Source organism: Hespellia stercorisuis DSM 15480, assembly GCF_900142165.1.
Lineage (GTDB): Bacteria > Bacillota > Clostridia > Lachnospirales > Lachnospiraceae > Hespellia > Hespellia stercorisuis.
The window spans coordinates 1-25,013 of the sequence record NZ_FQZY01000019.1 but is presented as its reverse complement, the minus strand read 5'-3'; the positions used below and the strand labels follow the sequence as shown (position 1 = coordinate 25,013).

Sequence of the window (25,013 nt, the reverse complement as noted above, 5' to 3'; positions counted from 1 at the left end):
CTTTTTGATTCCCTTCTGAATATTATTGTGCAAATCGGAGCAGATCTATTCCGCATCTGCTCCCCAGCTCTGCTCTGTGATCTTACAGTTCTGCTGTACGCACCCAGCCGCGGATGTCCTCCAACATTGCCTCCTCCTGTGGATCTGTGGTCCAGAAAAGGCCCAGCTCTGAATGGAGCACCCGGTTATCATACGTATGGTTTTTTAAATATTTTGGAATGTTCTCTATCATATCCGGTTTCATGGAATCTGAAAAGACCATAACATCCTTGATTCTTCCCTTGTCTATCTGAAGCTGCATCGTAAAATTTCCCCATGGGAACTGGTGGGATAATTCCTGATGAAACTCCATCTTCCGGCCATATATCCAATTCCAGGACACGAACTTCTGCACTGATTTTTCAAGCGGTATGCCATCCAGATCTTCCACGCTGCGGGTTTCTGCCTGCATCCCATAAATCTCTTCAAATGCTTTCAGCAGCGCAGCCTTCAAACTCTCTATTGTAATCTCCGGATTTAGTTCTCGCAGATTTACTACCCGTGAACGGACAGAATCCACACCCTTGAGTTTCAGCTTTTCCTTTGAAACTGTCAGATATTTCGAGAGCTCATTCACATCGACGTTCACCATTAACGTACCGTGATGGTAACAATAATCCCCGGTCTCATAAAATGCGTTCCCGGAAAACTTCTTCCCGTCCACAAGAATATCGTTACGCCCGGATTTTTCTGCACAGATTCCGAGCATCTGTACCGCTCTCAGAATCACCTGAAGCTGCTTTTCCAGATTATAATTCTCTCTGCGGACCAGAAATGTGAAGTTCAGATTCCCGAGATCATGATAAACAGCACCGCCGCCGGAAAGCCTCCGAACCAGATATCCGCCATCTGCCTCCAGCTGATGGGTAAGACATTCTTTCCATGCATTCTGATTGCGTCCGATCACAACGGTCTGTTTATTCTGCCATAAATATAGTATGCACTCCTGCTCCCGGCAATTGAGCAGAAGCTGTTCTTCGATTGCCAGATTCCAATATGGATCCACCTGGTCACTCTCTATGTACGTAATACGCTCTATCATACATTTTTCCTCTCGTGTAAAGCGGTTCTCTGCAATCCGCTCTGCCGCCTGATTTTATTTTACACTTGGGGCGCAATCCCGGCAGTTTCCCATATACTGTCAGGATTCCCCAAAAGCTTCATAATTATTAAAAATGATTAGAAATAATTAAAACTGATATCGCAGAACCGGATTTCTTGCCGCTTCTACTTCGTCCAGTCTTGTAACTGGTGTCGTTACCGGTGCCTGATGCAGTGAATCCGGTGCCGTGATCGCAAAGTTATAGATTTTTCTGAATACTTTAATCGCTTTGTCCATCGTCTCTTTTGACTCGGTCTCCGTCGGCTCTACCATCAGTGCCTCATGGACGATCAGCGGGAAGTACATGGTCGGCGGATGAATCCCGTTGTCCACCAGTCCTTTCGCAATATCCAGTGCAGAAACGCCTGTCCCTTTCTTCAATTCCTCCATGGACATGACAAATTCATGCATGCACACTTCGTCGTAAGCCATCGGATAGATATCCTTCAGCTTGTTCATCATATAATTTGCATTCAGCACAGCGTTCTGGCTCGCCTCCGGAATCCCTTCTTTGCCAAGCGTCATCAGATAAGTCAGTGCACGTACTACCACAAGGAAATTTCCGTAAAAGCTCTTCACCTCACCGATGCTGTGCTCCGGTTTTTTGAGCGTAAGCTTCTCTGTTCCCTCGACCAGCACAGACGGAAGAAATTCCGCAAGAAATTCTTTACATCCCACAGGGCCGCTTCCCGGGCCGCCACCGCCGTGCGGTGTGGAGAAGGTCTTATGCAGGTTCAGATGAATGACATCGAATCCCATGTCTCCCGGTCTCACGATTCCCATCACGGCATTCAGGTTCGCACCGTCGTAGTAGTTCACACCGCCGCACTCATGAATGATATCGGTGATCTCCAGTATGTTTTTGTCAAACAGTCCCACTGTATTCGGGTTGGTCAGCATCAGTCCCGCCGTGTCCTCGCCCACAACTGCTCTCAGTTTTTCCAGATCCACACATCCGTCTTCCATGGATGGAACGCTCACAACCGAATATCCGGCCATAGTCGCACTCGCAGGGTTGGTTCCATGTGCAGAGTCCGGAACGATGATCTTCGTCCGCTTGTGATCCCCTCTGCTCTCATGATATGCCTTGATCAGGAGAAGCCCGGTAAACTCGCCGTGCGCTCCTGCTGCCGGCTGCATGGTCATGCGGTTCATACCCGTGATCTCGCAGAGATACTCTTCTGCTTTCTGAATCACTTCCAGACATCCCTGTATGGTGCTCTCCGGCTGCAGGGGATGAATTTCTGTAAACTGCGGCAGTCCCGCCATGTCTTCATTGATTTTCGGGTTGTATTTCATGGTGCAGGAACCCAGCGGATAAAATCCGTCATTGACACCATATGATTTTTTGGCAAGCTCTGTATAATGTCTGCTGAGATCATTCTCCGAAATCTCAGGCAAATGCAGTTCCAGACCTCTTCTGTACTCCTCTTTCGGCAGTACCTCAGGCACATCACAGGCCGGCAGGGAACTAAATCCTCTTCCTTCTTTACTCTTTTCAAATACCAGCATGCTCTACACCTCCTTCAAGATCTGTATCATCTCATCGATTTCTGATTTGCTGTTCATCTCGGTCGCGCACCACAGGATCTGACCCTCGCGGTCGCCTGCAAGCGGCAGCCCTCCGAGAATGCCATGTGCCTCCAGCGCCTCCATCACCTTCAAAACCGGTGCTTTCGAGTTCGTCACAAACTCATGGAAGAACTCTGTTTTATTCTGTAATTCATAACCGATCTTTTCCAGTTCTGCTGCCAGATAATGTGCCTTGGAGCTGCACTGCACTGCCACCTCGCGGAATCCCTCTCTTCCCATAGCTGACAGGTAGGTTCCCACTGCCAGCGCACAGAGTGCCTCGTTGGAGCAGATGTTGCTGGATGCTTTCTCCCGGCGGATATGCTGCTCTCTCGCCTGAAGGGTCAGCACGTAACCGGTCTTTCCGTTGCTGTCACTGGTCTGTCCGACAATTCTGCCCGGCAGCTTGCGCATCATAGAATCCACGCTTGCCATAAATCCGATATACGGCCCGCCGAATGCGAGCGGCAGTCCCAGCGGCTGGCCCTCGCCGACCGCCACGTCCGCACCGTACTCTCCCGGTGTTTTCATCACACCCAGAGCGGTCGGGTTCACGCCCATAATATACTTCGCACCCGCCTCGTGTATCACCGTTTCCAGTGCACTCGCATCCTCCAGATTGCCGTAGTAGTTTGGCTGCTGGATATAGACGCAGGCTGTTGTCTTGTCGATGTGCTCCTGAAGATATGCGATATCCGTAATGCCGTCTTTCTCCGGAATGATCTCGAGTTCCATCTCATTTCCGAACACATACGTTTTGATTGCTTCCATCACATACGGCGGTACCGCTGCTGAGACGAACGCTTTTGCGCGCTTTCTCTCTCTGCACATGGCAACACTCTCCGCCGCTGCCTCCGCTCCATCGTACACACATGCGTTGGAGACATCCATTCCTGTGAGATCACAGATCATGGTCTGATACTCGAAAATGGACTGCAGGATTCCCTGGCTGATCTCTGCCTGATAAGGGGTGTAAGCGGTCAGCAGATTCTCTTTTGAAATCACGCTCTTAACAATTGCGGGAATAAAATGTCTGTATGCGCCCGCTCCCCGGTATACCTGAGAAAAGACCTTGTTTTTTCCTGCAATTTTCTGTATTTTTCTGCGCACCTCCAGCTCTGACATTCCCTCAGGAATCTGCAGGCCGTCTTTTACCTTTACCTCATCCGGAATATGGCTGAAAAGATCATTGATATTCTGAAAACCTATCTCTGACAGCATTTCCCGGCGTTCTTTTTCTGTTGTAGGGACATAACTTCCCATATGACACCTCCCGTATTTTACATTTCTCCTATGCCTGCTCGCTTGCTACAAATGCCTCGTACTCTTCCCCTGACAGAAGCTCTTCCTTCGCCGTAACATTTTCTACCTTTACCAACCATGCTCCGTATGGATCTTCGTTGATCTTCTCCGGGCTGTCGAGCAGTTCCTCATTGATCTCGCACACGGTTCCTGTGATCGGTGAGTATACATCGGACACTGCCTTTACAGATTCTACGTCTGCAAATGTCTCCTCTACCTCGATCTCATCTCCAGCCTCCGGGAGGTTTACGTAAACAAGATCTCCCAATTCTGACTGTGCGTAATCTGTCAGACCTACCCATGCGGTATCTCCCTCGAATTTCACCCACTCGTGTGATTTTGAATAAACCAGACCTTCTCCTAATTTCATGACTTTGTTCTCCTTTTCTCCTGACACAATCTTTGTTTTCTTTTTCCAACTTCTTTTCTGACTGAATTTATGTCATTTTTTGTTTCTTTATTCCTGACTGCATTTTATGTTTTTTACTTACTGCGTTTGTAGAATGGAAGTGCAACGATCTCTGCTGCCACTTTCCGCCCCCGCACCTCGACCTCTACCTGCGTTCCGATCTCTGTGTACGCAATATCAAGAAGTGCCATGGCGATCGGATACCCCAGAAATGGGCAGTGGGTTCCCGATGTCGTATGCCCAACCATCTGCTCTCCCACATACACATCCTCATGCTCTCGGATGATTCCGCGGCCCACGACCTTCAGTCCCACACGCTTTCTTGTCAGTTCTCCTTTTTCTTCGATTGCTTTCTTGCCGATAAAGTCCTCTTTCGCCATCTTCACTGCGAATCCGAGTCCGGTCTCAAGCGGTGTGATCTCGTCATCCATCTCATGTCCGTAAAGCGGCATAGATGCCTCCATACGAAGTGTGTCACGCGCACCCAGACCACATGGGATCAGACCTTCTTCTTTTCCGTTTTCCAGCAGGACATTCCACATTTTCTCAACCTGTTTGCTGTCAATGTAGATTTCCACACCGTCTTCCCCGGTATACCCAGTCTTGGATACGATGCACTTCATTCCTGCGACCTCTGCATCGAACACCGCGTGATAATATTTTTTCGGAATACTTTCCTCGGAAGTCACCTTGCGGAGGATTTCCATCGCCTTCGGTCCCTGCAGTGCGATCTGTCCCATGGAATCGGAAATATCTGTAAATGTCACATCACCGGACTGGTGATCCAGCATCCACTGGTAATCCTTGTCCTTATTGGATGCATTCACAACAATAAAGTAGCAGTCATCTTTTTTCTTGTAAACGATCAAATCATCAACGGTTCCGCCATTTTCGTTGCACATCGGGCTGTACCGTGCCTGGCCGTCCACCATATTCGTGAAATCGTTGGTCAGAAGCATCTGAAGATTTTTCAGCGCATCCGCGCCCTCGCACATAACCTCGCCCATGTGAGACACATCAAACAGTCCTGCCTGTGTACGAACTGCCATGTGCTCCTTAATTACGCCTGTCGTGTACTGCACCGGGAGAAGATATCCTCCAAATGGGACGATTTTCCCGCCTGCTGCAACGTGTGCATCGTAAAGTGGTGTTTTTAATTCCATGCTTTTTCTCCTCTTTTTCGTTACTTGATATTTATTATTGATAGGGTTCCCTTACTTTTTTACTTTGTTTGCTCATAAAGCGGATATTTTGCACAGATCTTATTTACCGCAGCACGGATTTCATCCGCCTTTTCCTCAAATTCTGTCGCCGTCAATTTGATGAGATGGCCAATTACCTTCATGTCCTCTTCTTTCAGTCCTCTTGTCGTAACCGCAGGTGTTCCTATTCGGATTCCACTTGTGACAAATGGGCTCTGCGGGTCGTTCGGCACGGTGTTCTTGTTGACGGTGATATATACCTCATCCAGTCGTCTCTGCATCTCTTTACCGGTCACATCCATGTTCTGCAGGTCCACCAGCATCAAGTGGTTATCGGTTCCTCCGCTCACCAGCTGAAAGCCTTCCGCTGTCAGAGATTCTGCCAGTGCTTTTGCATTTTTAAGCACCTGCTCCTGATAGGTCTTAAATTCCGGTTTCAGAGCCTCACCGAAGCTGACTGCTTTGGCTGCGATTACATTCATCAGCGGTCCCCCCTGTGTTCCCGGGAAAATGGCCTTGTTGACCGCCTTTGCATATTCCTCCCTGCACATGATCATCCCGCCTCGTGGGCCTCTGAGCGTCTTATGGGTTGTTGTTGTCACGACGTCCGCGTACGGTACCGGACTCTGGTGAAGCCCTGCCGCAACCAGTCCTGCAATGTGGGCCATATCCACGAAGAGATATGCTCCTACCTCTTTGGCGATGTCCGCAAATACATCGAACCTGATTGCTCTCGGATATGCACTTGCCCCCGCAACGATCATCTTCGGTTTATGCTCTTTCGCCAGTGCTCTGACCGCCTCGTAGTCTATGTAACCCTCCTCGTTGACACTGTACGGAATAAAGTTGTACAGAATCCCCGACATATTCACCGGTGAACCGTGTGTCAGATGTCCGCCGTTTGCCAGATCCAGACCGAGCACAGTGTCTCCCGGTTTCAAAAATGCCTGATATACTGCATTGTTCGCGTTTGCTCCCGAGTGTGGCTGCACACAGACGTGGTCACATCCGAACAGCTTCTTCGCTCTCTCGATTGCCAGATTCTCCAGCACATCCACCTCTTCACAACCGCCATAATAGCGTTTCCCCGGATACCCTTCCGCATACTTGTTTGTCGGTACTGTACCGATTGCCATCATGACCGCCTCTGAAACAATGTTCTCGGATGCGATGAGCTCCAGATTTCTGCGCTGTCTTTTGCACTCTGCCTTCAATGCACTGCCTACCTCTTCGTCGTACTGTCCGACAAAATTCATTACTGATTCTACCATGTTTTACTTCCTCCTTTTTCTTGTGTATCCTCGATCGAATTTCCCTCCCGGTCAATCTGTTTACTCTTGCCATTTTTTTAACAGGTATTAAAAAAAGACAAACACAAATATCAATTGACTCGATATCCATATTCGTCTCTGTCCTTTTACCTGAAAGATTCCTTCACCAAATGTCGCCACATTCGTTCCGTTACTTCGTCGGTACATAAACTACTGTTCTCCAGAGTTTCGTCCGGATTCAATCCTTTTGCCTGAGAGTTTCAAATGTTCACTTTCCCCTTCGGCGCCTCCTCACTCTGTTATCATGCGTATACTGACTTAGAGAAGGTCTCTCTCGAACCCATCATCCGATGTATGAAATTAACGTCATTATACGTGACTATTCAGTATTCTGTCAACAATTGATTTCTTTTTCACGCAATTGTTTTATTTTTCACACTCTCCGTCAGATTATATGTTCACATTTTTCAGGTGTTTTTCTACTTTTCCTCTTCCGGGTATTTCATTCCCCAGTCCCTGCGGATCTGCGACATCATATCCATCACATCGACTGTATAGTCCAAATGCATCTCATCGCGTTCTCCTGACACCGCCATCTCCATGTCCTCCACCTCGTACTGCAGGGCATCCGCTGTCGCACCGGCTTCGATGACTTCTGTATGGCCATCCTCCGTATACGTAATGACAGCACTCTCCCCGCGGGGATACTCAAACATCTCAATGTATCCTTTTTCAAAGCTGATCGTGCCGCGTTTCGGCTGTTTCGCATGAAGCGAAAGGATCACAGTCGCCATCTCCTCCTCCGGGTTTTTCAGCAGAATGCTGGCTTTTTCATCTACCCCTGTCGGTGCATAGGTCACCTGGGAAACGATCTGATCCGGCTTGGAAGAGAGGAACCATCTGACAAACGACAGTGCGTACACGCCGATATCCAGCATTGCCCCTCCCGCCAGACTGCGATTGAAGAAACGGTTTTCCATATCGTATTCTTTGTAGCTTCCAAAGTTCATTTGAACCAGACTCAGCGCGCCAAGTCTGCCGGACTCTATAATCTCATTTAATTTCTTATAAATCGGCATGTGGAAGATGGTCATCGCCTCCGCCAGAATGACGTGGTTTTCCTCAGCCAGCGCCACTGCCTCGCCGAGTTCTTCGTCATTCAGTGTGATGGATTTCTCACAGAGCACATGTTTGCCTGCTGCCAGTGCCTTTCTCAGATAATTGATGTGCGTGTTATGCGGAGTGGAGATGTAAATAATATCTACATCTTCATCCTCAAACACATCGTCTATCTTGTCATATACCTTCTCGATTCCGTACTTGTCTGCGAAATCAACCGCCTTGTCATGTGTTCTGTTTGCCACGGAATAAAGCCGTCTTCCTTTCGCCTCCATCGCCTGTGCCAGTTGATTTGCGATAATGCCACAACCAAGTGTAGCCCATCTGTATTCTTTCATAATGATACCTCCGTTATATTCTGTAAAGTTATTTGATTGTCTGTAAATTTATTTTCCCATTTTCTGCAGCGGCTTTTTCAAAACTGCCAGAATAACGCATCCCACAACAGACCCGATCAGGATTGCTCCCATATAGAGAAATGGATGACCTATCGTAGGAATGACAAACACTCCTCCGTGAGGGGCACGAAGCGTACATCCAAACGCCATGGACAATCCGCCGGCAATAGCAGAACCCGCGATACAGGATGGAATGACTCTGAGCGGATCACTTGCCGCAAAAGGAATGGCGCCTTCTGAAATAAAGGATAACCCAAGCAAATAATTGACCATACCAGACTGTCTCTCTTTTTCTGTAAAACGATTCTTGAAAAATGTAGTGCAAAGTGCAATGGCAAGCGGCGGAATCATTCCTCCAGCCATAACTGCGGCCATAATCTCGAAGTTGCCCTCTGACAACTGGGATGTTGCAAATACATAAGACGCTTTGTTTATTGGGCCACCCATATCTGTAGACTGCATTCCGGCAGTCACCATACCGAGCAGAATTTTGCTGGTTCCATTCAAGCTGTTAAGTGCATTTGTCAGTGCCGTATTGATGATGCCCATAAATGGATTGATAAACGTTGTAACGACTGCCGCTGCCAAAATCCCCACCACAGGATAGATAATCATCGGTCTCACGCCATCCATTGCTCTCGGAATCTTCGCCGTCAGCTTTTTCAGCAAAAGCACGAGATACCCTGCCACAAAACCTGCCAAAAGCGCTCCTAAAAAGCCCGAATTCACATCTCCTCCGGCTGGGTTTGCGAATGTACAGCCTGCTTTTGCAACCATCCCGGCAATAAAACCAACCGCAAGTCCCGGTCTATCTGCAATGCTCATGGCGATAAATCCAGCCAGAACCGGGAGCATCATTCCAAATGAAAATTCACCAATAGTCTTCAGATAAGCCGCCAGCGGTGTATTCTTTCCAAAGTTTGACGGATCGATGCTGTAATCATCAAATAAAAATGCAAGTGCGATCAGGATACCTCCGCCGATAACAAACGGCAGCATATGGGACACTCCGTTCATCAGATGCTTATAGATGGAACGTCCCAGACCTTCTCCCTTTACTTCCGCTGTCTCTTCACCGGCAATGTGATGATAGATTTCCACCTCACCATGCAGCCCCTTTTCGATCAATTCCTCCGGTTTATGAATTCCGTCAGAAACCTTCGTCACAATAACACGTTTCCCATCGAATCTCGCCAGATCTACATTTTTATCCGCGGCTATGATGATGCACTCTGCCTGACGTATTTCTTCTGCCGTCAGCACATTTTTGGCACCTTCTGCCCCTTGTGTTTCTACTTTGACCGGGCAGCCCATTTCCTGTCCCTTTTTCTCCAGACTTTCCGCTGCCATATAGGTATGTGCAATTCCCGTTGGGCAGGCAGTAATTGCTAATACCGGATATCCCTGCTGGTCCACAGTCATCTCTCCGGACGATTTCCCGGACTCTTTTTTCTGCACCTCTGCATCCAGCTCTGCCTCTTTCCGGTCGATGATTCCCAGAAATCCACTCACACTGTCCGCCTGCATTAGATCCTCACGAAACTGATCGTCCATAAGCATCTTCGACAATCTCGCCAACGCTTCCAGATGCACATTGGCTCCGCCTTCCGGTGCGGCAATCATGAAGAATAATTTTGCTGGCTCACCGTCCAGGGCATCATAATCCACTCCTTGATTGACACGCATAGACGCCAATGCCGGTTTTTTCACCGCTGCAACTTTAGCATGCGGGATTGCAATTCCTTCTCCAATTCCTGTGCTTCCCTCTTGTTCTCTTGCCAGGACGCCCTGTCGATATGCCTCTTTGTCGCTGAGACTGCCACTTCTGTCCATCAGATCCACTAAATGGCTGATGGCATCCATCTTCGAAGATACTTTTGCATTCAGATCAATTGCTTCTTGATTCAATAAATCACTGATTCTCATATTCAACCTCTCTCCTTCTTCTCATCTTTTTCCATGACCGATAAATTTGTCTCGGACTGACGAGTAACGGTTTTCGTTTCCTTTCATTTTGCAATAATTATTTTCATAAGTAATTATACCGTGAAATATCTTTTTGTCAATACGATTTCCGCGAAAATCATTTTCATACATTGTCTTTGTTAATAGCGCACAAAAAGAGAGTCCGTCTCCGCGAAACAAACTCTCTTTTTTGGTCATTTTTTCGGATAATTGAAACAGCGGGCGCCTTCTATATAGTCATTCGAATTTGTTATTTCATCATAATTTTTCATCAGCCATAAGATTTTCACAATAACTCAAATGTTCATAACTTTTCTTCTGTCCTACCGTCAGAAACAAATAAAAGATCTCCATCACGGTCATCGCTGACACCCTCGAAAAGCAAAATTCATTTAAAAACAGCTTTTCCCTTGTTGCGGTCTTGATGTGGAAGTCAACGATTTCACCCAGAGTAGAATTGGGATTGTTTGTGATACCGATCGTAATCACCCCATTCTTCTTTGCCTCCTCTGCCATCATGCAGACCCGCTTCGATTCTCCGGAATTGGAGATCAAAATCATCACATCACCCTTTTTTAAGGTCAGAGCAAATGCAAGCTGAGTCTCCCAAATAGTGCCGGACACCGCCTTGATCCCGATCTCATTGAATTTAAATGCTCCATCAAGCGCAACCGGAATGGTATTCCCGACCGCCACCAGCTGCACCAGATTTGCAATCTGTATGATATCTAATATCTGGTCCAGCTCGCTGCAGTTAATCATAGAGATCGTCTGCTTTATTTCTTCTGTCTTATTGGCCAGAATATTCTGCAGCGACTGCTCGATGTCTCCTCTGCTGATATCATTTGATACTTTCACATCATCATTTGATTCTACGATTTCCTTTGCGAGACTGATTTTAAGATGGTGAAATCCATCCACGTTGCACTTTTTGCAAAAGCGGGATATCGTCGCAACGCTGGTTCCGCTTTCTTTTGCCAGTTCTCCAATCGTCATATTCACTACTTCTTTATGATTCTGCATGATATACGATGCAATTTTTTTCTCCTGTTCAAAAAAAGAATCGTACATGATGCAGATTTGGTCCAATACATTCTGTTGACGTTCCATAGCTGTTCCCTCCGCGAAAATTATTTTCACAGCTATCATAACACAGTCTTTTATTATTTACCATCTTTTACAGATTTCAAAATAATATTCCCTTTTATTCTACACTATTTTCATTTCCACTTTTCTTTCGCAAATTTACAGGCATTCTTTATGCCGCCCACTTCTTTAAACATCCGTTGTCTGTTCTCCCTCTTCGGTTGCATCCCCGTCTCGCACTCCTGCGCAGAAGCACATAGATCCACAGAACCGCCAGAATCAACGATGGCAGCACCAGGAGATGTTCCTGCCCCCAGACCATTTTCCCCATCCAGAAGGATGGCAGCAGCCAGAACACAAATTGCACCCGCTCCGGGACGAACCATGGAACCACCGCCCCGAGGATTATAAGCGAGGTCAGTTTTGTCACCGCCATTCCCTCCAGCTTATTTGAGGACAATGTGACGACCAGCAGGGAAAACATCACGCCCTGGGCCGCTCCATCCAGCGCCAGCAAAAGCTGTGTGACAGCTGACAGTGCGGTGAGCGAAAAAACGGCAGTCATGATCTCTGTGATCAGAAAAGAGAAAACTCCCGGCAGCCCCAGCCGTGAGATGAAGTATCCGGTCTGCCCTAATGGTGTGGCATGCAGTGCTGTCATGATGTGGTCATCCCGCTCCTCCAGCATCACCATCGCTGCCACAAAACAGTAGAAAACAGGCGTGATACATGCCAGAAACAGATCGAACACCGGATAATACTGCGTCAGGATCTCTTCCATGCCAAAGTGGCCGGTCAGAATCCGCTCCAGCAGCGGAATCCCAAATCGAAATGCGATACCTATCAAAACCGGGGCACCACATGCAACGGCAAGCATCATATCATTTTTCAGGAACAGAATCATCTGCCTGAAACTACTGCAAATCGCTTTCATAGCTTTGCACCTCCCAGTTCGCTGAACATTTTTGAGACACTTTTACAGGCTGTCCGAAACAAAATCAGGATTAATACGCCGACCACCGCAAGCTTTTGCATTCCCGGTACCTGTCCTGCCACCAGATCGATACAGATGTTTGCCGGATAATACGAAAAGCCCAGAAAATCCACCTGAAACAGGTAGAGTGCCGCCGGTCCGAACCCGATAAGCTCAAAGGGAACCGTCCAGAGGATGAACTGATTCAGACTCGTAATTTTTGCTGCCACGATCATTCCCAGAAGCGTAAAGACCACGCTCGTCACCACGGTTCCCACCACCAGCAATCCTATATGTTTCTTCCCGATAGCAGCAGCAATCACAACTGCAGCGATAACGGAAATGCTTCCGATTGATAGCAGCTTTGAAAGGATGTATTCCGCGGGTCTGACCGGCGAGACAGCCAGTGTGCACAGCACTCTCTGGCTTTTCTCCAGCAGCACGATGGCTCCCATAAAAAACATCCCCATAGCTGCGGGATCTGAAAAAATCAGCAGTGTCGCAATGCGGTCTCTCCACTGCTGCGGGAGGGAAAGGAGCACCGCGCTATAGAGGATGGTCAGAACTGCGTACAGGAAGTAAAACCCGTATTTTATCTGAAATTTTATATCGCCTGCTATCAATTTTTTGAGCCTCATACCAGTGTCCTCCCTGTAATATCTATGAAAATGTCATTCAGCGTCGGTTCGCTGCTGTGAATCGATACCAGCCTGTTTTCTTTGATCAATGCTTTCAGTTTTTCATCCTCAGAGATTCTGTCCAGAGCACAGGACGACGACTGTTCTCCTGCCTCCTGCCAACAATAGGTCACCGATGCTGCCCCCTGTGACATAATCAGATTGTGAGGACTGTCCAACGCCATGATCTGTCCGCCCACAATAAATGCCACCCGGTCGCAGAGCTCTGTGGCATCCTGCATGTTGTGGGTGGTGAGCAGGATCGTCTTCCCCCGCTCCTTCTCCTCCAGAATCATATCCTTCATCAGACGGTTATTGGTGGGATCCAAACCGCTTGTGGGTTCATCGAGAAACAGGAGTGCCGGGTCGTGCAGAAGTGCCTTGATAAAGTTGAGCCGTGCTTTCATCCCCTTTGAATAATCGGAGACCCTTTTGTCCGCATCCTGCAGAAGTCCCATTTTTTTCAGCAGTTCATCTGCCGGACGTGGTTTCTTCTCATACAATGAAGAAAAGAAGCGCAGGTTTTCCCTTGCCGTCAGCTTTTCATACATGGTGGAAAATTCAAAGTCTACTCCGATGTTTTCATAGAAATCCTTTTTGTGCTGTTTACACTCTGCGCCGTTGACCAGCACCTGCCCCTGATCCCCCGGCAGCATTCCGGTCAGAATCTTTTGGAGCGTACTTTTTCCGGCCCCGGAGGGTCCGAGAAATCCGAATACCTCCCCCTGCGAGACATGGAAGTTCATATCCTGTATAAATGGTCTGCCGGTATAGCTGAAATTTAAGTTCTGTACGGTTATCATGATATCCTCCTTTTTTTCCGATAATGATTCTGCGAGAAAACCATTTGACTGCTTTTCACTATATAGTCAAACTTGGCTTTGTTTTAAGTCCGACAAACTTTGCCGGACTCACTTCTGTCATACTGTCTATTTCCCTTACTCTCTTCTGCTTCTACTGCATCATCTGCAGCACCAGCCCGTTTACCAGCAGCCGCAGCGCCTCGTCAAAATGCTCTGCTCCCATCTCATCTCTGTGCAGTGTCGCAAAATAGATTCCGCGAAATGCAGCACTGAATACTTCCTGATCTACATCAGTCCTGACTGGCAGCAGCGAGAACACCCGCTCCACCATATCCTCATCGTATTCCAGATGATTTTGCAGGACCTCGGGCGGAAGTTTCCGTGCAAGCAGCTGGACCTCATCGGAATCCAGCATCCTCAGTATCGGCGATTCCGAAGCTTTTTTGAAAAAACCAAATATGATATCGGTCACCTTCTCCGCATGGAAGTTCTCTTCGCAGATCTGCGCAAATGCCTGATATAATTCCGTCTCAATCTGGTCATGAAATTTCAGAATCACCTCAAATAACAGCAGTTCCTTCGACTGATAAAACAAGTAAAAAGTTCCCTTGGGAATCTTCACGCGCTTCACGAGCTCATCCACCGTTGTGCGCCGGATCCCATACTGCCCCAGACACTTGGCTGCCTCTTCCCTCAGACGGTTTTTGATATATTCTCTTTCCTGTTCTGAATAACACTTTGGCAAATGTTTTCTCCTTTTTGACTATTTTTGTTTATATAGTCAGTATACCTCACTGAAATCAAATGTCAACGCGAAATTCCTGATAAGAAGACATTTTTCCGGTATACCAGTATCGAACACAGATAACAGATCAGGAAAATCACCAGAGTCACCCCGACGCTCACCACATTGACCGTCAAAAGCGATGTATGTGTCATCTTTCCGAGCGCATGCACGGAAAAGAAGCTGGATAGTGCCATAACAAGAAACGGCAGCGCGTAGGTCATAAGAAGTTCCCTGGAAATTGACTTTTCAATTGTTTTCTGACTGAATCCGAGCTTTCTGAGCACCCCGTATCTTTCTCTTTCCTCAAACGCATCATTATAGAGTTTCATAAAGAGGATACTTCCACTGGCAAGTGTAAACACAAGGAACATAAAGACACCGACCGAATACAGAATCTTGATCCATTCCTCCTCCGGATTCCTTGGATCTATTGCTATGCGTCCTGTTTGACTGTCCGGAGTATTGCTCACAATCGTGTCCAGTTCATCCATAGAAGCCTCATAATTGTAAATGTCGTCAATCCGATAATTGTAGGTATAAAGCTGCTGCCCCTTCGACTGAAATTCTCTGTAAACCTGATCATTTACGATGTAAAACGACATTGACTCCTGCAGATAGCCAAGATAAGGAACCTCGACATCGTCCGTCTGCCTGAACTCTTTTCCATCGAGCGTGATCGTAATCCCGCTCTCCTCTGTAATGATGGAAATCAGCGGAACATTACCGGCCTCAATCAGTTCATCCGCCGCCGGCTCCTCCATTTCAAATGCAAGCCCGGCATCTTCTGCCGCCTGTGCCACCTCCGAATAAGACAGCAGAACGTACTGTTCCCCTTCATAATGTGCGTGATAAAGAGACGGATCCAGCTGCAGCATCGGAATCTCATTGCTGTAATCAATCTGATTATCCTTTTTGATCAGATCCGCGATCTCCTCGCCAATCCCCTGCCGTACGCTGACAATCTGGTACGTATAGGTGTTCCGAAAATGTACAATATTGTCATAACGCATCTTCATGGCAAATCCCGTCGCCAGAGCAGTGACAGAACAAAGCATCAGTACACTGGTCATGGCATAAGAACGATAGTTTTTCTTCATACGGAAAATGACGTTGCTCACCCACAGAGTTCTCTGCTTCTGATACAAAAATTTCTTATTCTTCTCCAGCTTTTGAAAGACAAACGGTATAAATCCGCCAAAGAGCAGATACACACCGATGATGACCAGAACTACCGCAATAAGAACATTTCCCATCACTTCCTGACCGCCGTCTTTGACTGCCAGATAGTACCCTGCACCCAGCACGATTATTCCCACAACCGCCTTTCCGATCAGAAGCCATCCCTTCTGTCTCACATACTCATTCTGCCGATTTGCAGAAACCATCTCCAGTACGCTGCTTCGCACGATACTGACATATCCCTTTATCACAAAAATTCCATACATGATGAGGTATACGGCGATGGTTATCAGGATCGGTTCCGGCTCAAAATGGAAACGTATCTCCACAGAAATATCCGAGATTGCCAGAAGAATCATCTGGAACAGCTGTGTTACCAGCACACCGAATCCCACTCCAAGGATCATCGCAAGGATTCCCGTCATCAGACATTCCATCATATAGAGCTTTCCGATTCTCTGATTGGAAAGCCCCATAAAAACATAAATCCCAATCTCTTTTTTCCGTCTTGTCAGAAACACATTGGTAGAATACCAGATAAAAAAGAACATAAAGCATCCCAGTACAATAAGAATTGCATTGACCACGATGTCAATATAATCTTTATTTTGTTCTCCCAGCATCGCAAATGCATCCGAAAAAACAATGTACTGAAAATTCAAAAAAATGAGGATTGTAAATGCCATGGAGAGGATCAGTGACAAATAGTTTCGAAAGCTGCTTTTAAAATTCTGTACCGCCAGCTTCACCATACTCATGAGAAGTCACCTCCCATAGACGCCTGCATATCGATAATCCGGTCGTAAAACTCCTTCCGGTCTTTCCCTTTGCTCAGCCTGCACTGAATCATTCCATCGCTCAGGATAAAGACATCCTTTGCATAGGATGCACAGAATGCATCGTGTGTAACCATCAGAATCGTCGCCTTTTTCTGGTCATTGACTGTTCTCAGACGCTCCAGCAGATCACGGCTTGACTTTGAGTCCAGTGCGCCTGTCGGCTCATCCGCAAAAATGATCTCTGGATTCGTGATCAGTGCCCTGCTGGTCGCCCCTCTCTGCTTCTGTCCACCAGAGAGCTGGTACGGATATTTCTGCAAATGCTCTTCCAGTCCGAACATCCAGGCCAGCTTCTGCGCCTTTTGGATGCACTCCCTGGCTGGAACGCCGTTCAGGGACAGTGGCAGCGCGATGTTATCCTGCAGCGTCATGGTATCCAGCAGGTTATAATCCTGAAATATGAATCCGATCTTATCCCTGCGAAGTCTCGACAGCTCCTGATTCGATACCTTTGTAATATCCTTGCCGTCCAGCATGACCGCCCCCTGCGTCGGCTTATCGATCGAGGAGAGGATATTCAGAAGTGTCGTCTTGCCCGAACCACTCGGACCCATGATGGCAATAAAGTCATTCTGGAAAATTTCCAGGTCGATTCCCTTTAAGACTCTTGTCTGGAAGCCCTTTGTCCCATAATCTTTTATTAAATGTCTGATTTCTACTACTTTCTTTTCATTCATAATCTAAAACCTCCTTATGCTGATCATTATAGAAAAGAATGTCTGAAAAATCCTCTCATTATCCTTACAAAGCCGAGACTTATGTTACATTTTTTGTAAGGTTAGAACCCCCTCCTATATCAGAAAGTGCTCATGATTGTCGCGAAATTCCAGCGTAAACCGCGTATACTCTCCCAGTTCGCTCTCCACCACAATCCCGACTCCAAGCTTTTGCAAAATCACCGATGCCATATAAAGTCCCATTCCCGTCGACTTGTATCTGCCATTGTGATGATTGCTGCCGGTGAATCCTTTTTCAAAAATACGCCGGATATCCTGCTGTGCGATCCCTTCGCCGTTATCCTCCACAAACAGGCGTACCCTTTCTTCTGTCTGGTTCGCCCGGATTTTCAGAACCGGCGACGCTTTTGCATACTTGACTGCATTACTGATCAGCTGATCCAGTACGTAGACCAGCCACGATGGATCCGTATAAACGGTCTCTCCCTGTACCTGAATGTCCATCTCGAACCGGCTTTGCAGAAGAAAGAACTGATTGTTCTGAAGCGAGGTTCTGACACAGTCCATAAGTTTTACCGGTTTGATCTGAAGGTCGAAGACACTGCTCTGCACTTTACAGCCCAGCAGGGCCTGCCTAAGCTGCTGATTCATCTTCTCCAGCTGTACCTGCATCGATTTTCTCAGTTTCGGATCCTCGATTCTCTCCGCCATGAGAAGTGTCGATGCCAGGGGAATTTTCACCTCATGGCACCACATGGCAATATAATCCTCCAGATTGCAATTGGCGTCAAACTGTTCCCTAAGCTGTTCCGCCATAATCTCCTGATCATGAACCACAATATCCTGATTTTCAAAGTTTCCCAGCTCACAGTCCGCGATACTCTGTGCCGACAGAAAGTCCGCCTTTTTTCTCTCCCACCTGTAATAGCGGGCAATATCCAGACACACAAAAATGAGTCCTCCTACAAGTAAGAGGACATCCAGATAGACCAGGTATCCGCTTTTCACACCCGGAACCAGAAAGATGAAATAAAGATTATAGGCAATACAGCAGATCAAGGTCACACAAAGATATGTTTTATGTCTTTTCAGATACTTCATGCGATATAGTACCCCTGTCCTTTCTTGGTCTGAATCACGTCCCTGCCGCAGGCGGCGTCCAGTTTGCTCCGAAGCCGGCTGATCACGGTCGTCAGTGTGCTGTCAGAGACAAATTCATCCGTGTTCCACAACACCTGCATCAGATTCTCCCGTGTCACGACCTCTGGTCTTTCCTCCACCAGCCTTGCGAGTATCTTTTTCTCCGATTTGGTCAGCTCGACTTCCCGGTTCCGATAGATCAGTGATGAGGTCTGAAATTCAAAGCACAAGTCCTGATTCAGATAGACCCGATCCTTCACCTTGTACTGATAAGCTCTCCGCATCACGGCCTCTATCTTTGCCTTCATCAATTCCAGATGAAACGGTTTTTCGATAAAATCATCCCCGCCCTGCGCGATCGCCATGATCTTATCCCGATCATCGTTCCGGCTGCTGATATAGATAACAGGAGCCTCCGAAATCTCCCGCAGCTTGCGGCACCAGTACATTCCGTCGTAAAACGGGAGATTGATGTCCAGCAGAACCAGATGCGGATGGCACCGTGTGAACTCCGCTGTCACATTGGAAAAGTCCGAAGCGCACACAGCCCGGTATCCCCATTTTTCTAAAAAATCTTTTATCTCCCCTGCGAGGATCTCATCATCCTCCACAATCAAAACACAAATCATTTCGTTCATATCCGCATCCCTCTCGTATTGCACATCAGTCTGTCCTAATTCATTGCTTCTTACTTACAGCATACACGATTCCGCGGATTCCTGCAAACGCAACCCCCGCGCAGGGCCATATGATCCACGTCCTGTCCCAGCCATTTGTATAGAAGCTGAGTCCCAGATACACCGCCGTAACCAGACACCAGTAGATTCTTGAAAACCGCTCGGTGCCACGAGTCTCTGCCTTCTTCTCGAGGGTATAATCCCCCTCCTGCAGAAGGATCTGATAGCACTCTTTCTGCATTCCAACAGATACAAAGAGATACACCGCCACAGCGATCACCACCAGCAGTCCTGCCGTACAGAAGATGTACGTGCTGTCCGTGCTGTCCAACGTCGCGGCAATCAGAAGCGGAACCGCTGCAACAATACACAAAAATACCCCCGCCATATTGCTGACCCTGTAAATGGCTTCGTACTCTGCCATTCTTTTTTTCACCACAGCCTCCACACCGTAGGCTAGCTGAAACTGCTCCCGTTCCAGATAATCATATTCTTCCAGCTTCATCCCATGCATCACAAAATAAGCGGTGCAGCAGGCAACTCCGATCAGCAGAAGCACCACTCCGATTCCTCCTGCCGCATCTTCACTGATACGAAGAATGCCTGCCTCACGCAGCCCCATCAGGAAAACCAGCACTGTCGGTGACAACACATATCCTGCAACTGCAAGTCCTGTTTTTTTGGTACTGCTTGTTCTCAGTTCCATATACGCATCGGCCTCTTCCATGGAGACCCGTCTGCACGTCTCTTCACTCCCGGTCTGTTCCACAACATAGCTTTCTTCTTTTTTCAAATCATCCTTCAGAAGATAGTCCGTGGTGACACCAAAAATCTCACTCAGCTTGAGAATCCTTTCCATATCCGGTATCGATGCCCCCGATTCCCACTTGGATACAGACTGTCTGGAGATTCCAAGCTGAAATGCCAGTTCTTCCTGCGACCATCCATTTTGTTTTCTTAATTCCATAATCTTTTCACTGATAATCATAAGCTCATCCCTTTCACAACCACTGTCTCGTTACAACCACATCGTAGCTTTTTGAGTGGCTGCACACTACCAAGAGCGCTTGGAAATTTGTCAACCGGCAGTTGCATTCCTTATTTTATGGGCCTTCCGGCTTGTTTTTTCTAAAATACACAAAAAATATTTACGAAACATTTCTTTTCGGGTATACTAATACGTGATTCATTCTTCAGCAGATGCATGAAAACGAACTTCGCTCGTGGCATCTCTGCGCAGACACCAGGGTTCTTCCCATCTCAGGCGGGTCCTTCCTTCGTGCAAATTTTGAAAGGAGTCTTACACATGAAATTTATATATCCAGCTGTTTTCCACCAGGATGTGGATGGCAGCTACAAAGCATATTTCCCAGATCTGGAGAGCTGTTTTGCGGAGGGCGCTGATTTAGATGACGCCATCGACAATGCAAATGATGCCGCACGCGACTGGATCTCACTCGAGTTGGACGATCCGGACGGCAATCTGCCCCACGTATCGGACGAACACGATCTTGATTTAAAGGACGGAGAGTTCATGCGGAACATATCGGTCAACATCCGTTTCCATGTCGGATGGGACGAGTAAATACAATCGTATTCAACCTTGTATCACACTTGGCCCCCATCTTTTATAAGCTTTCTCAAAGCACAAAATCATTCATCGATTTTGTGCTTTTTATTGGCCTGCTTTTCAGGCGGGGCTTTTTATCTTTTCCAGCACTTTTTGAACATCACTCTGGATCAGTGACTGCATGCTTTCTTTATATTTTCCATACGATATACCGCGCAGTGCGTGCTCGACCTCCGGTTTCAGATACGGCTTATATCTTATAAGCGTCGGCAGAGTCTGAATGCATTGCCGCGCGGTTATTGGCTTGTCATCTTCCACATGCCGCAGATATTCAGCGACGATCTCGTCAAACCGGTTGTCCTCGTCCCACTTGACATTCGCCGCGATGAGCGTTATCCCACGTGTTCTGATATAAGATTTTGGATTCGACATCATCTGCACAAACTGGTGAAAATAAACATAGACATCGGGGCCACAGTTACTTTCATTTACAAGTGCCTGCAGATTGCGGTATGCCTGCTTATCGTCATGCTCCGTTAGGCCTGAAACCAGTTCTTCCATGTTTCGGACCGCATACCGCTCCCTCCTGCTGTATCCTTCCCAGACAGCAAAATACGTTTTTCTTATATTCCAAATACGTTTTTCCGAACACATTTTATATCCTAGTGTGCTGTATTGTTCAGATTTAGCTAAACTATGCAGAATAAATTTTCGAAGGCAGTATTTTAAAAATGCAGGCGTAGCAGGCTACGCCGAGGCTTTTGGAATGCTGAATCCGGAAATTCAGGCAAGTGAAACGTAAGGTTATTTAATGTCGCTTATACTAGATACACCATTTCATTCATGGTATAATGTACGCGACAGCAATGAGCAGTGCCAGCAGGTGCCGGCAAGCGTTTACGTTGTGCTCGCACATAAGGAAATGCTTGCTGGCATCTGCTGATAGGGCGAATGCCCGCGAGTGAGATGGAGCAACGCGCAATCGAACGGCACTGCGGACTACGTGATATAAAGCCAGCAGATGCAGGCAAGCATTTACGTTGTGCTCGCACATAAGGAAATGCTTGCTGGCATCGGCTGATAGGGCGAACGCCCGCGAGTGAGATGCAGCAACGCGGAATCGAACGGCACTGCGGACTACATAATATAAGGAGTATCTGTCATGAAAAAACTAAGAATACTATTTGTCATATTGAAACGAACCAAAGCAGATCACATCATCCTCGGCTTTGTCGCTTTTCTCTTCCTTGTGGCTGCTGTCATCCAGGCTGTTGAGCCCGATATCAACCACTATGGAACCGCGCTGTGGTACTGCTATGCCGTCATCTCCACCGCCGGGTTCGGAGATGTAGTTGCCGTCACCTTTATCGGCAAGTTCTGCTCTGTCCTACTGACAATCTACTCTCTATTTGTCATCGCTATCGCAACTGGTGTCGTTGTCAGCTTCTACGGACAGATCGTGGAGATGCAGCAGAAAGAAACTATGACCATGTTCATGGACAAGCTGGAGCATCTGCCGGAGCTGTCAAAAGAAGAACTGGCTGCTATCTCAGAGAAGGTGAGAAAATTTCGCTGATCAGGATGCCCGTGCTGCTTTTCCTCTCGCCAACACAGGCATCCCCCTGTCTGGTACTTTCCACACCAGAAGGGGAGATGCCCAAGAACAAAACTATTAAGAACAGAACAGTTCAAAAATGATTAGTTTTCCTTTTGTTTAATCGGAAAACATACCTTTGTGACAAACTCCTCCGGACTTTTCACTTCCTGCGGCGAATTTATATAACAGTCAAATGGCGCCGATGCGATCTCATAATGATTTTCGTCTATCCATTTTAGCACTGCCGCATAAGCCTCGCCAAGCTTTGAATATGGGCCGGTATATACACAGACTGCACACATTCCCGGAGCGAGCAGCTTCACATTCTCACAATTTTGCACGCTCTGGCTGTCCTCGACCGGAATACACACCTCTACATTCGCATGCTCATGATGAAATTCTTCATCTGCGTAAAAAGTCATGACCGGACCATTTTGCTTCAATCCGTTTTTGTAGATTTCTTCATATACACTCCCGATCACATTGCTGATCTGCGAAATCTCGATCACTGCTTTCCTGCATACGGCCAGTACCGGCGCATACTCTTCTGCTCCTACTTCTAATACTAAATTCTTATCCATCAATTTTCCTCCTGACTGAATCTGCTGCACCTTTTTCTCGATGCACTGCTTCAACCGGATATTCTCCTGCATCTGATTATCCAGTTCCTGAATACGTTGTTCCAAAAAATGTACCAAAAGGTGTTCATCTTCACTATCCAGAATTGCTTTGATCTGCTCCAGGCGTAAATCATAACACTTCAGTTCCGATATCAGCAGTATCCTGTAGACCTGTTCATCCGAATAATACCGATAATGATTTTCCTGATTCACGAACGCCGGACTCATCAATCCGATCTCATCGTAATAGCGCAGCGTTTTTCTTGATACACTTCCTATTTTGGAAAATTCACCTATGGAATACATTCCGTTTCCTCCTTCCGTATTCATACTTTACACGTTCCAGTCAGGGGGAATGTCAAGTACTTTTTTCTATATTTCTATTCCGTGATCGCCACCACTCTTGCAGGAAGCCCCGTTGCACCCTCAAAACGCGGATACATTACCATGATCACTGCTCCTGCCTCTGCCACCTTGTCCAGATTCGTCAGAAGCTCTACCTGCAGTTTTCCTTTTGATAAAATATAACGTTCACAGGCGAGGTCTCCCGCCTTTTGTGCCTCTGCCGATGCGTCCGTATCCAACGTTTCATGCCCGTTTGCAGCAATGTTTCTTTCCTCATACAGGAATTTCACAGCCTCCATCGACCATCCCGGGAAGTTATCATTTCCATCTGCGTCAGTCCCTGAGATTGCATCCATATCCGGCCATTTCTTTGACCAGTCTGTCCGCAGGGCAACAAATGCCCCCTCTGGAATTGTTCCGTATTTTTTCTCGTATGCTTTGATGTCCTCCACCGTTACTGCATAATGAATATCTCCCTGCACTTGTTCCGTGATATTGATTACACAGAGAGGAAATACTAGATTCTCTACACCGTACTTTTCCGACAGGTCTCCTTCTTTCACAAAATGCCCCGGAAAATCGATATGCGTCCCGAACTGTCCCGGAAATTTGAATGTCTGAATGAGACAATCCAACATCTCATTCCCCCAGTCATAGCATGTCGTACCCAGTTCAACTGACCCATCCGGTATGCCACACCAAAACGGACTATCATTGTTCATTGACAGGGTCAGATCCACCCATTTGTAATCTTTTGCTTTTTTGAGACTCTCCCATAACTTATACATATTCATCCTTCTTTCTTCTCTGTCCGAAATTTACCGTATCCGCTAGTCCAGACCATACTCTTCCAGTAATTTCATCTGATATTCCTCGTCACATGCTGCCCGCTGCAGATCATCCAGCCGCTGATTTTCAATCAGCATCTGATTCAGCTGATTGATTTTACTGATCCCCTGTTTTCTGCCTCGCTTTTCTCCCCGTTCCTCTCCTCGCTTTTCCCACTCTTCCCGTTCCTGCTGCATATGTTTTTCTTCATCATATTCAAATATACTCACGTCTTTCGCCTCCGCTCTGTACTTCGTCAGAAACTCTTCCAATATGCTTTCTTTGATGCACTCGTCAATTGCTTTTTCTACTGCGTCCTCCAGACTCATTCTCTTCTCATATGTACGAACCTTATCCACATAAGCCGTGTATTCCCGCAATGTTTTACAACCTTTCATAAGTTCTTCATTATAACCGGGATTAATATTAATCATCAAGACCTTTAATTCCAGACTTTCCTCTCGATTATCTGCAGCCTCCGCCCCAGCATCAAGTATCTTTTCGCTGATACTTCCCGCCTTCTCTTCTTTGCTTTTCCCTCCCTGCCTTCTGAATGCATCTGAAAGTCTCAGTTCCTTCCGCTCCGGCTGCTTCTCAATCCCGTTATAAAAAGCAATAAATCTTGGCGTCGGTATCTCAATCTGATGGCTGCCGTAAAGATTCATGTCTTTCGTCATTCCCTGATAGACCTTTGCAACATAAAACAGATCCCGGATCGGAAGATTTGGATTATAGGTGGACTGGTGCTCATAAAGCGACAGCTCTGTATGAATCACAAAGGATAGATCGTTTTTCATGTTAAGATAGACTGCATTTTCCAGTGTGTTGATCTCCAG

24 protein-coding genes and 2 riboswitches are annotated in these 25,013 nt (G+C 47.0%); of the genes, 2 read left to right on the top strand and 22 right to left on the bottom strand.

All coding sequences use genetic code 11. The features are described 5' to 3' along the window. Nucleotides 1-82: 82 nt before the first annotated feature. The 18 genes from BUB85_RS07590 to BUB85_RS07500 form a co-directional block, all read right to left on the bottom strand. Nucleotides 83-1,081, bottom strand: a complete 999-nt coding sequence (locus BUB85_RS07590) for a lipoate--protein ligase (protein ID WP_073107853.1) — start codon at nucleotides 1,079-1,081, stop codon at nucleotides 83-85. Nucleotides 1,082-1,228: 147 nt separating this feature from the next. Further along, on the bottom strand, nucleotides 1,229-2,653 hold the full coding sequence (gcvPB, locus tag BUB85_RS07585; protein WP_073107850.1) for an aminomethyl-transferring glycine dehydrogenase subunit GcvPB: 1,425 nt from the start codon (nucleotides 2,651-2,653) through the stop codon (nucleotides 1,229-1,231). A gap of 3 nt (nucleotides 2,654-2,656) precedes the next feature. After that, complete coding sequence (gene gcvPA, locus BUB85_RS07580) at nucleotides 2,657-3,976, bottom strand: aminomethyl-transferring glycine dehydrogenase subunit GcvPA (protein WP_073107847.1); 1,320 nt, start codon at nucleotides 3,974-3,976, stop codon at nucleotides 2,657-2,659. A gap of 28 nt (nucleotides 3,977-4,004) precedes the next feature. Continuing rightward, entirely contained in the window at nucleotides 4,005-4,385 is a 381-nt protein-coding gene (gene gcvH, locus BUB85_RS07575; RefSeq protein WP_073107844.1) for a glycine cleavage system protein GcvH, read from the bottom strand. Nucleotides 4,386-4,498: 113 nt separating this feature from the next. After that, nucleotides 4,499-5,587 carry a glycine cleavage system aminomethyltransferase GcvT gene (gene gcvT, locus BUB85_RS07570; RefSeq protein WP_073107841.1) on the bottom strand — a complete coding sequence of 363 codons (1,089 nt, stop codon included), beginning with the start codon at nucleotides 5,585-5,587 and terminating at the stop codon, nucleotides 4,499-4,501. A 59-nt stretch (nucleotides 5,588-5,646) separates the two neighbouring features. Further along, nucleotides 5,647-6,897, bottom strand: a complete 1,251-nt coding sequence (locus BUB85_RS07565) for a serine hydroxymethyltransferase (RefSeq protein WP_073107838.1) — start codon at nucleotides 6,895-6,897, stop codon at nucleotides 5,647-5,649. 136 nt (nucleotides 6,898-7,033) lie between these two features. Then, nucleotides 7,034-7,123: riboswitch (glycine riboswitch) on the bottom strand. Between the two features lie 3 nt (nucleotides 7,124-7,126). Further along, nucleotides 7,127-7,244: riboswitch (glycine riboswitch) on the bottom strand. A 132-nt stretch (nucleotides 7,245-7,376) separates the two neighbouring features. Continuing rightward, a complete protein-coding gene (locus BUB85_RS07560) occupies nucleotides 7,377-8,354 on the bottom strand; it encodes a Gfo/Idh/MocA family protein (RefSeq protein WP_073107835.1) in 978 nt (325 codons plus the stop codon). Between the two features lie 48 nt (nucleotides 8,355-8,402). Then, the gene (locus tag BUB85_RS07555) at nucleotides 8,403-10,340 is read right to left on the bottom strand and encodes a PTS fructose transporter subunit IIABC (protein ID WP_073107832.1); all 1,938 of its coding nucleotides are present in this window, start codon (nucleotides 10,338-10,340) and stop codon (nucleotides 8,403-8,405) included. Between the two features lie 297 nt (nucleotides 10,341-10,637). Continuing rightward, nucleotides 10,638-11,489 carry a MurR/RpiR family transcriptional regulator gene (locus BUB85_RS07545; protein ID WP_073107826.1) on the bottom strand — a complete coding sequence of 284 codons (852 nt, stop codon included), beginning with the start codon at nucleotides 11,487-11,489 and terminating at the stop codon, nucleotides 10,638-10,640. Nucleotides 11,490-11,637: 148 nt separating this feature from the next. Next, the gene (locus tag BUB85_RS07540; RefSeq protein ID WP_073107823.1) at nucleotides 11,638-12,399 is read right to left on the bottom strand and encodes an ABC transporter permease; all 762 of its coding nucleotides are present in this window, start codon (nucleotides 12,397-12,399) and stop codon (nucleotides 11,638-11,640) included. Continuing rightward, nucleotides 12,396-13,076: a fluoroquinolone export ABC transporter permease subunit gene (locus BUB85_RS07535; RefSeq protein ID WP_073107820.1), complete on the bottom strand. Its 681-nt coding sequence runs from the start codon at nucleotides 13,074-13,076 to the stop codon at nucleotides 12,396-12,398. The genes BUB85_RS07540 and BUB85_RS07535 overlap by 4 nt, the downstream gene beginning before the upstream one ends. Further along, nucleotides 13,073-13,918: an ABC transporter ATP-binding protein gene (locus BUB85_RS07530; RefSeq protein WP_073107817.1), complete on the bottom strand. Its 846-nt coding sequence runs from the start codon at nucleotides 13,916-13,918 to the stop codon at nucleotides 13,073-13,075. The genes BUB85_RS07535 and BUB85_RS07530 overlap by 4 nt, the downstream gene beginning before the upstream one ends. A 151-nt stretch (nucleotides 13,919-14,069) precedes the next feature. Beyond that, entirely contained in the window at nucleotides 14,070-14,663 is a 594-nt protein-coding gene (locus BUB85_RS07525; protein WP_073107814.1) for a TetR/AcrR family transcriptional regulator, read from the bottom strand. Nucleotides 14,664-14,725: 62 nt separating this feature from the next. Then, nucleotides 14,726-16,642: an FtsX-like permease family protein gene (locus BUB85_RS07520; RefSeq protein ID WP_073107811.1), complete on the bottom strand. Its 1,917-nt coding sequence runs from the start codon at nucleotides 16,640-16,642 to the stop codon at nucleotides 14,726-14,728. Then, a complete protein-coding gene (locus BUB85_RS07515) occupies nucleotides 16,639-17,400 on the bottom strand; it encodes an ABC transporter ATP-binding protein (protein ID WP_073107808.1) in 762 nt (253 codons plus the stop codon). Before BUB85_RS07515 ends, BUB85_RS07520 begins: the two co-directional genes overlap by 4 nt. A 114-nt stretch (nucleotides 17,401-17,514) precedes the next feature. After that, complete coding sequence (locus BUB85_RS07510; RefSeq protein WP_073107804.1) at nucleotides 17,515-18,501, bottom strand: sensor histidine kinase; 987 nt, start codon at nucleotides 18,499-18,501, stop codon at nucleotides 17,515-17,517. Then, on the bottom strand, nucleotides 18,498-19,178 hold the full coding sequence (locus tag BUB85_RS07505) for a response regulator transcription factor (RefSeq protein WP_200803556.1): 681 nt from the start codon (nucleotides 19,176-19,178) through the stop codon (nucleotides 18,498-18,500). Before BUB85_RS07505 ends, BUB85_RS07510 begins: the two co-directional genes overlap by 4 nt. A 40-nt stretch (nucleotides 19,179-19,218) precedes the next feature. Continuing rightward, a complete protein-coding gene (locus BUB85_RS07500; RefSeq protein ID WP_073107802.1) occupies nucleotides 19,219-20,205 on the bottom strand; it encodes a helix-turn-helix domain-containing protein in 987 nt (328 codons plus the stop codon). Nucleotides 20,206-20,523: 318 nt separating this feature from the next. On the opposite strand from BUB85_RS07500, the gene BUB85_RS07495 reads away from it, so the two are divergent. Further along, a complete protein-coding gene (locus BUB85_RS07495) occupies nucleotides 20,524-20,802 on the top strand; it encodes a type II toxin-antitoxin system HicB family antitoxin (protein WP_073107799.1) in 279 nt (92 codons plus the stop codon). Nucleotides 20,803-20,907: 105 nt separating this feature from the next. On the opposite strand, the gene BUB85_RS07490 is transcribed toward BUB85_RS07495, so the two are convergent. Continuing rightward, nucleotides 20,908-21,441, bottom strand: coding sequence for a SufBD protein (locus BUB85_RS07490; RefSeq protein ID WP_207648933.1), 534 nt, complete (start codon nucleotides 21,439-21,441; stop codon nucleotides 20,908-20,910). A 508-nt stretch (nucleotides 21,442-21,949) separates the two neighbouring features. On the opposite strand from BUB85_RS07490, the gene BUB85_RS07485 reads away from it, so the two are divergent. Beyond that, nucleotides 21,950-22,363 (top strand): potassium channel family protein, encoded by a 414-nt coding sequence (locus tag BUB85_RS07485; RefSeq protein WP_073107793.1) that lies wholly within the window; start codon nucleotides 21,950-21,952, stop codon nucleotides 22,361-22,363. Between the two features lie 122 nt (nucleotides 22,364-22,485). Here BUB85_RS07485 and BUB85_RS07480 read toward each other — a convergent pair whose 3' ends face one another. The 3 genes from BUB85_RS07480 to BUB85_RS21440 all read right to left on the bottom strand — a co-directional run. After that, nucleotides 22,486-23,310 (bottom strand): MerR family transcriptional regulator, encoded by an 825-nt coding sequence (locus BUB85_RS07480; protein WP_073107790.1) that lies wholly within the window; start codon nucleotides 23,308-23,310, stop codon nucleotides 22,486-22,488. Between the two features lie 74 nt (nucleotides 23,311-23,384). After that, a complete protein-coding gene (locus BUB85_RS07475) occupies nucleotides 23,385-24,137 on the bottom strand; it encodes a cyclase family protein (protein WP_200803555.1) in 753 nt (250 codons plus the stop codon). Between the two features lie 42 nt (nucleotides 24,138-24,179). Then, nucleotides 24,180-25,013 (bottom strand): hypothetical protein (locus tag BUB85_RS21440; RefSeq protein ID WP_073107784.1); only part of this gene is annotated, 834 nt, incomplete at its 5' end.

Bases quoted from the DNA above. Each gene is read 5' to 3' on its own strand.
- BUB85_RS07480 (WP_073107790.1), bottom strand. From the start codon at position 23,310: ATGTATTCCATAGGTGAATTTTCCAAAATAGGAAGTGTATCAAGAAAA.
- BUB85_RS07555 (WP_073107832.1), bottom strand. From the start codon at position 10,340: ATGAGAATCAGTGATTTATTGAATCAAGAAGCAATTGATCTGAATGCA.
- BUB85_RS07495 (WP_073107799.1), top strand. From the start codon at position 20,524: ATGAAATTTATATATCCAGCTGTTTTCCACCAGGATGTGGATGGCAGC.
- BUB85_RS07505 (WP_200803556.1), bottom strand. From the start codon at position 19,178: ATGAACGAAATGATTTGTGTTTTGATTGTGGAGGATGATGAGATCCTC.
- BUB85_RS07500 (WP_073107802.1), bottom strand. From the start codon at position 20,205: ATGATTATCAGTGAAAAGATTATGGAATTAAGAAAACAAAATGGATGG.
- BUB85_RS07475 (WP_200803555.1), bottom strand. From the start codon at position 24,137: ATGTATAAGTTATGGGAGAGTCTCAAAAAAGCAAAAGATTACAAATGG.
- BUB85_RS07515 (WP_073107808.1), bottom strand. From the start codon at position 17,400: ATGAATGAAAAGAAAGTAGTAGAAATCAGACATTTAATAAAAGATTAT.
- BUB85_RS07545 (WP_073107826.1), bottom strand. From the start codon at position 11,489: ATGGAACGTCAACAGAATGTATTGGACCAAATCTGCATCATGTACGAT.
- BUB85_RS07590 (WP_073107853.1), bottom strand. From the start codon at position 1,081: ATGATAGAGCGTATTACGTACATAGAGAGTGACCAGGTGGATCCATAT.
- BUB85_RS07485 (WP_073107793.1), top strand. From the start codon at position 21,950: ATGAAAAAACTAAGAATACTATTTGTCATATTGAAACGAACCAAAGCA.
- BUB85_RS07490 (WP_207648933.1), bottom strand. From the start codon at position 21,441: ATGTGTTCGGAAAAACGTATTTGGAATATAAGAAAAACGTATTTTGCT.
- gcvPA (WP_073107847.1), bottom strand. From the start codon at position 3,976: ATGGGAAGTTATGTCCCTACAACAGAAAAAGAACGCCGGGAAATGCTG.
- gcvH (WP_073107844.1), bottom strand. From the start codon at position 4,385: ATGAAATTAGGAGAAGGTCTGGTTTATTCAAAATCACACGAGTGGGTG.
- BUB85_RS07530 (WP_073107817.1), bottom strand. From the start codon at position 13,918: ATGATAACCGTACAGAACTTAAATTTCAGCTATACCGGCAGACCATTT.
- BUB85_RS07565 (WP_073107838.1), bottom strand. From the start codon at position 6,897: ATGGTAGAATCAGTAATGAATTTTGTCGGACAGTACGACGAAGAGGTA.
- BUB85_RS07540 (WP_073107823.1), bottom strand. From the start codon at position 12,399: ATGAAAGCGATTTGCAGTAGTTTCAGGCAGATGATTCTGTTCCTGAAA.
- gcvPB (WP_073107850.1), bottom strand. From the start codon at position 2,653: ATGCTGGTATTTGAAAAGAGTAAAGAAGGAAGAGGATTTAGTTCCCTG.
- BUB85_RS07560 (WP_073107835.1), bottom strand. From the start codon at position 8,354: ATGAAAGAATACAGATGGGCTACACTTGGTTGTGGCATTATCGCAAAT.
- gcvT (WP_073107841.1), bottom strand. From the start codon at position 5,587: ATGGAATTAAAAACACCACTTTACGATGCACACGTTGCAGCAGGCGGG.
- BUB85_RS07535 (WP_073107820.1), bottom strand. From the start codon at position 13,076: ATGAGGCTCAAAAAATTGATAGCAGGCGATATAAAATTTCAGATAAAA.
- BUB85_RS07510 (WP_073107804.1), bottom strand. From the start codon at position 18,501: ATGAAGTATCTGAAAAGACATAAAACATATCTTTGTGTGACCTTGATC.
- BUB85_RS07520 (WP_073107811.1), bottom strand. From the start codon at position 16,642: ATGAGTATGGTGAAGCTGGCGGTACAGAATTTTAAAAGCAGCTTTCGA.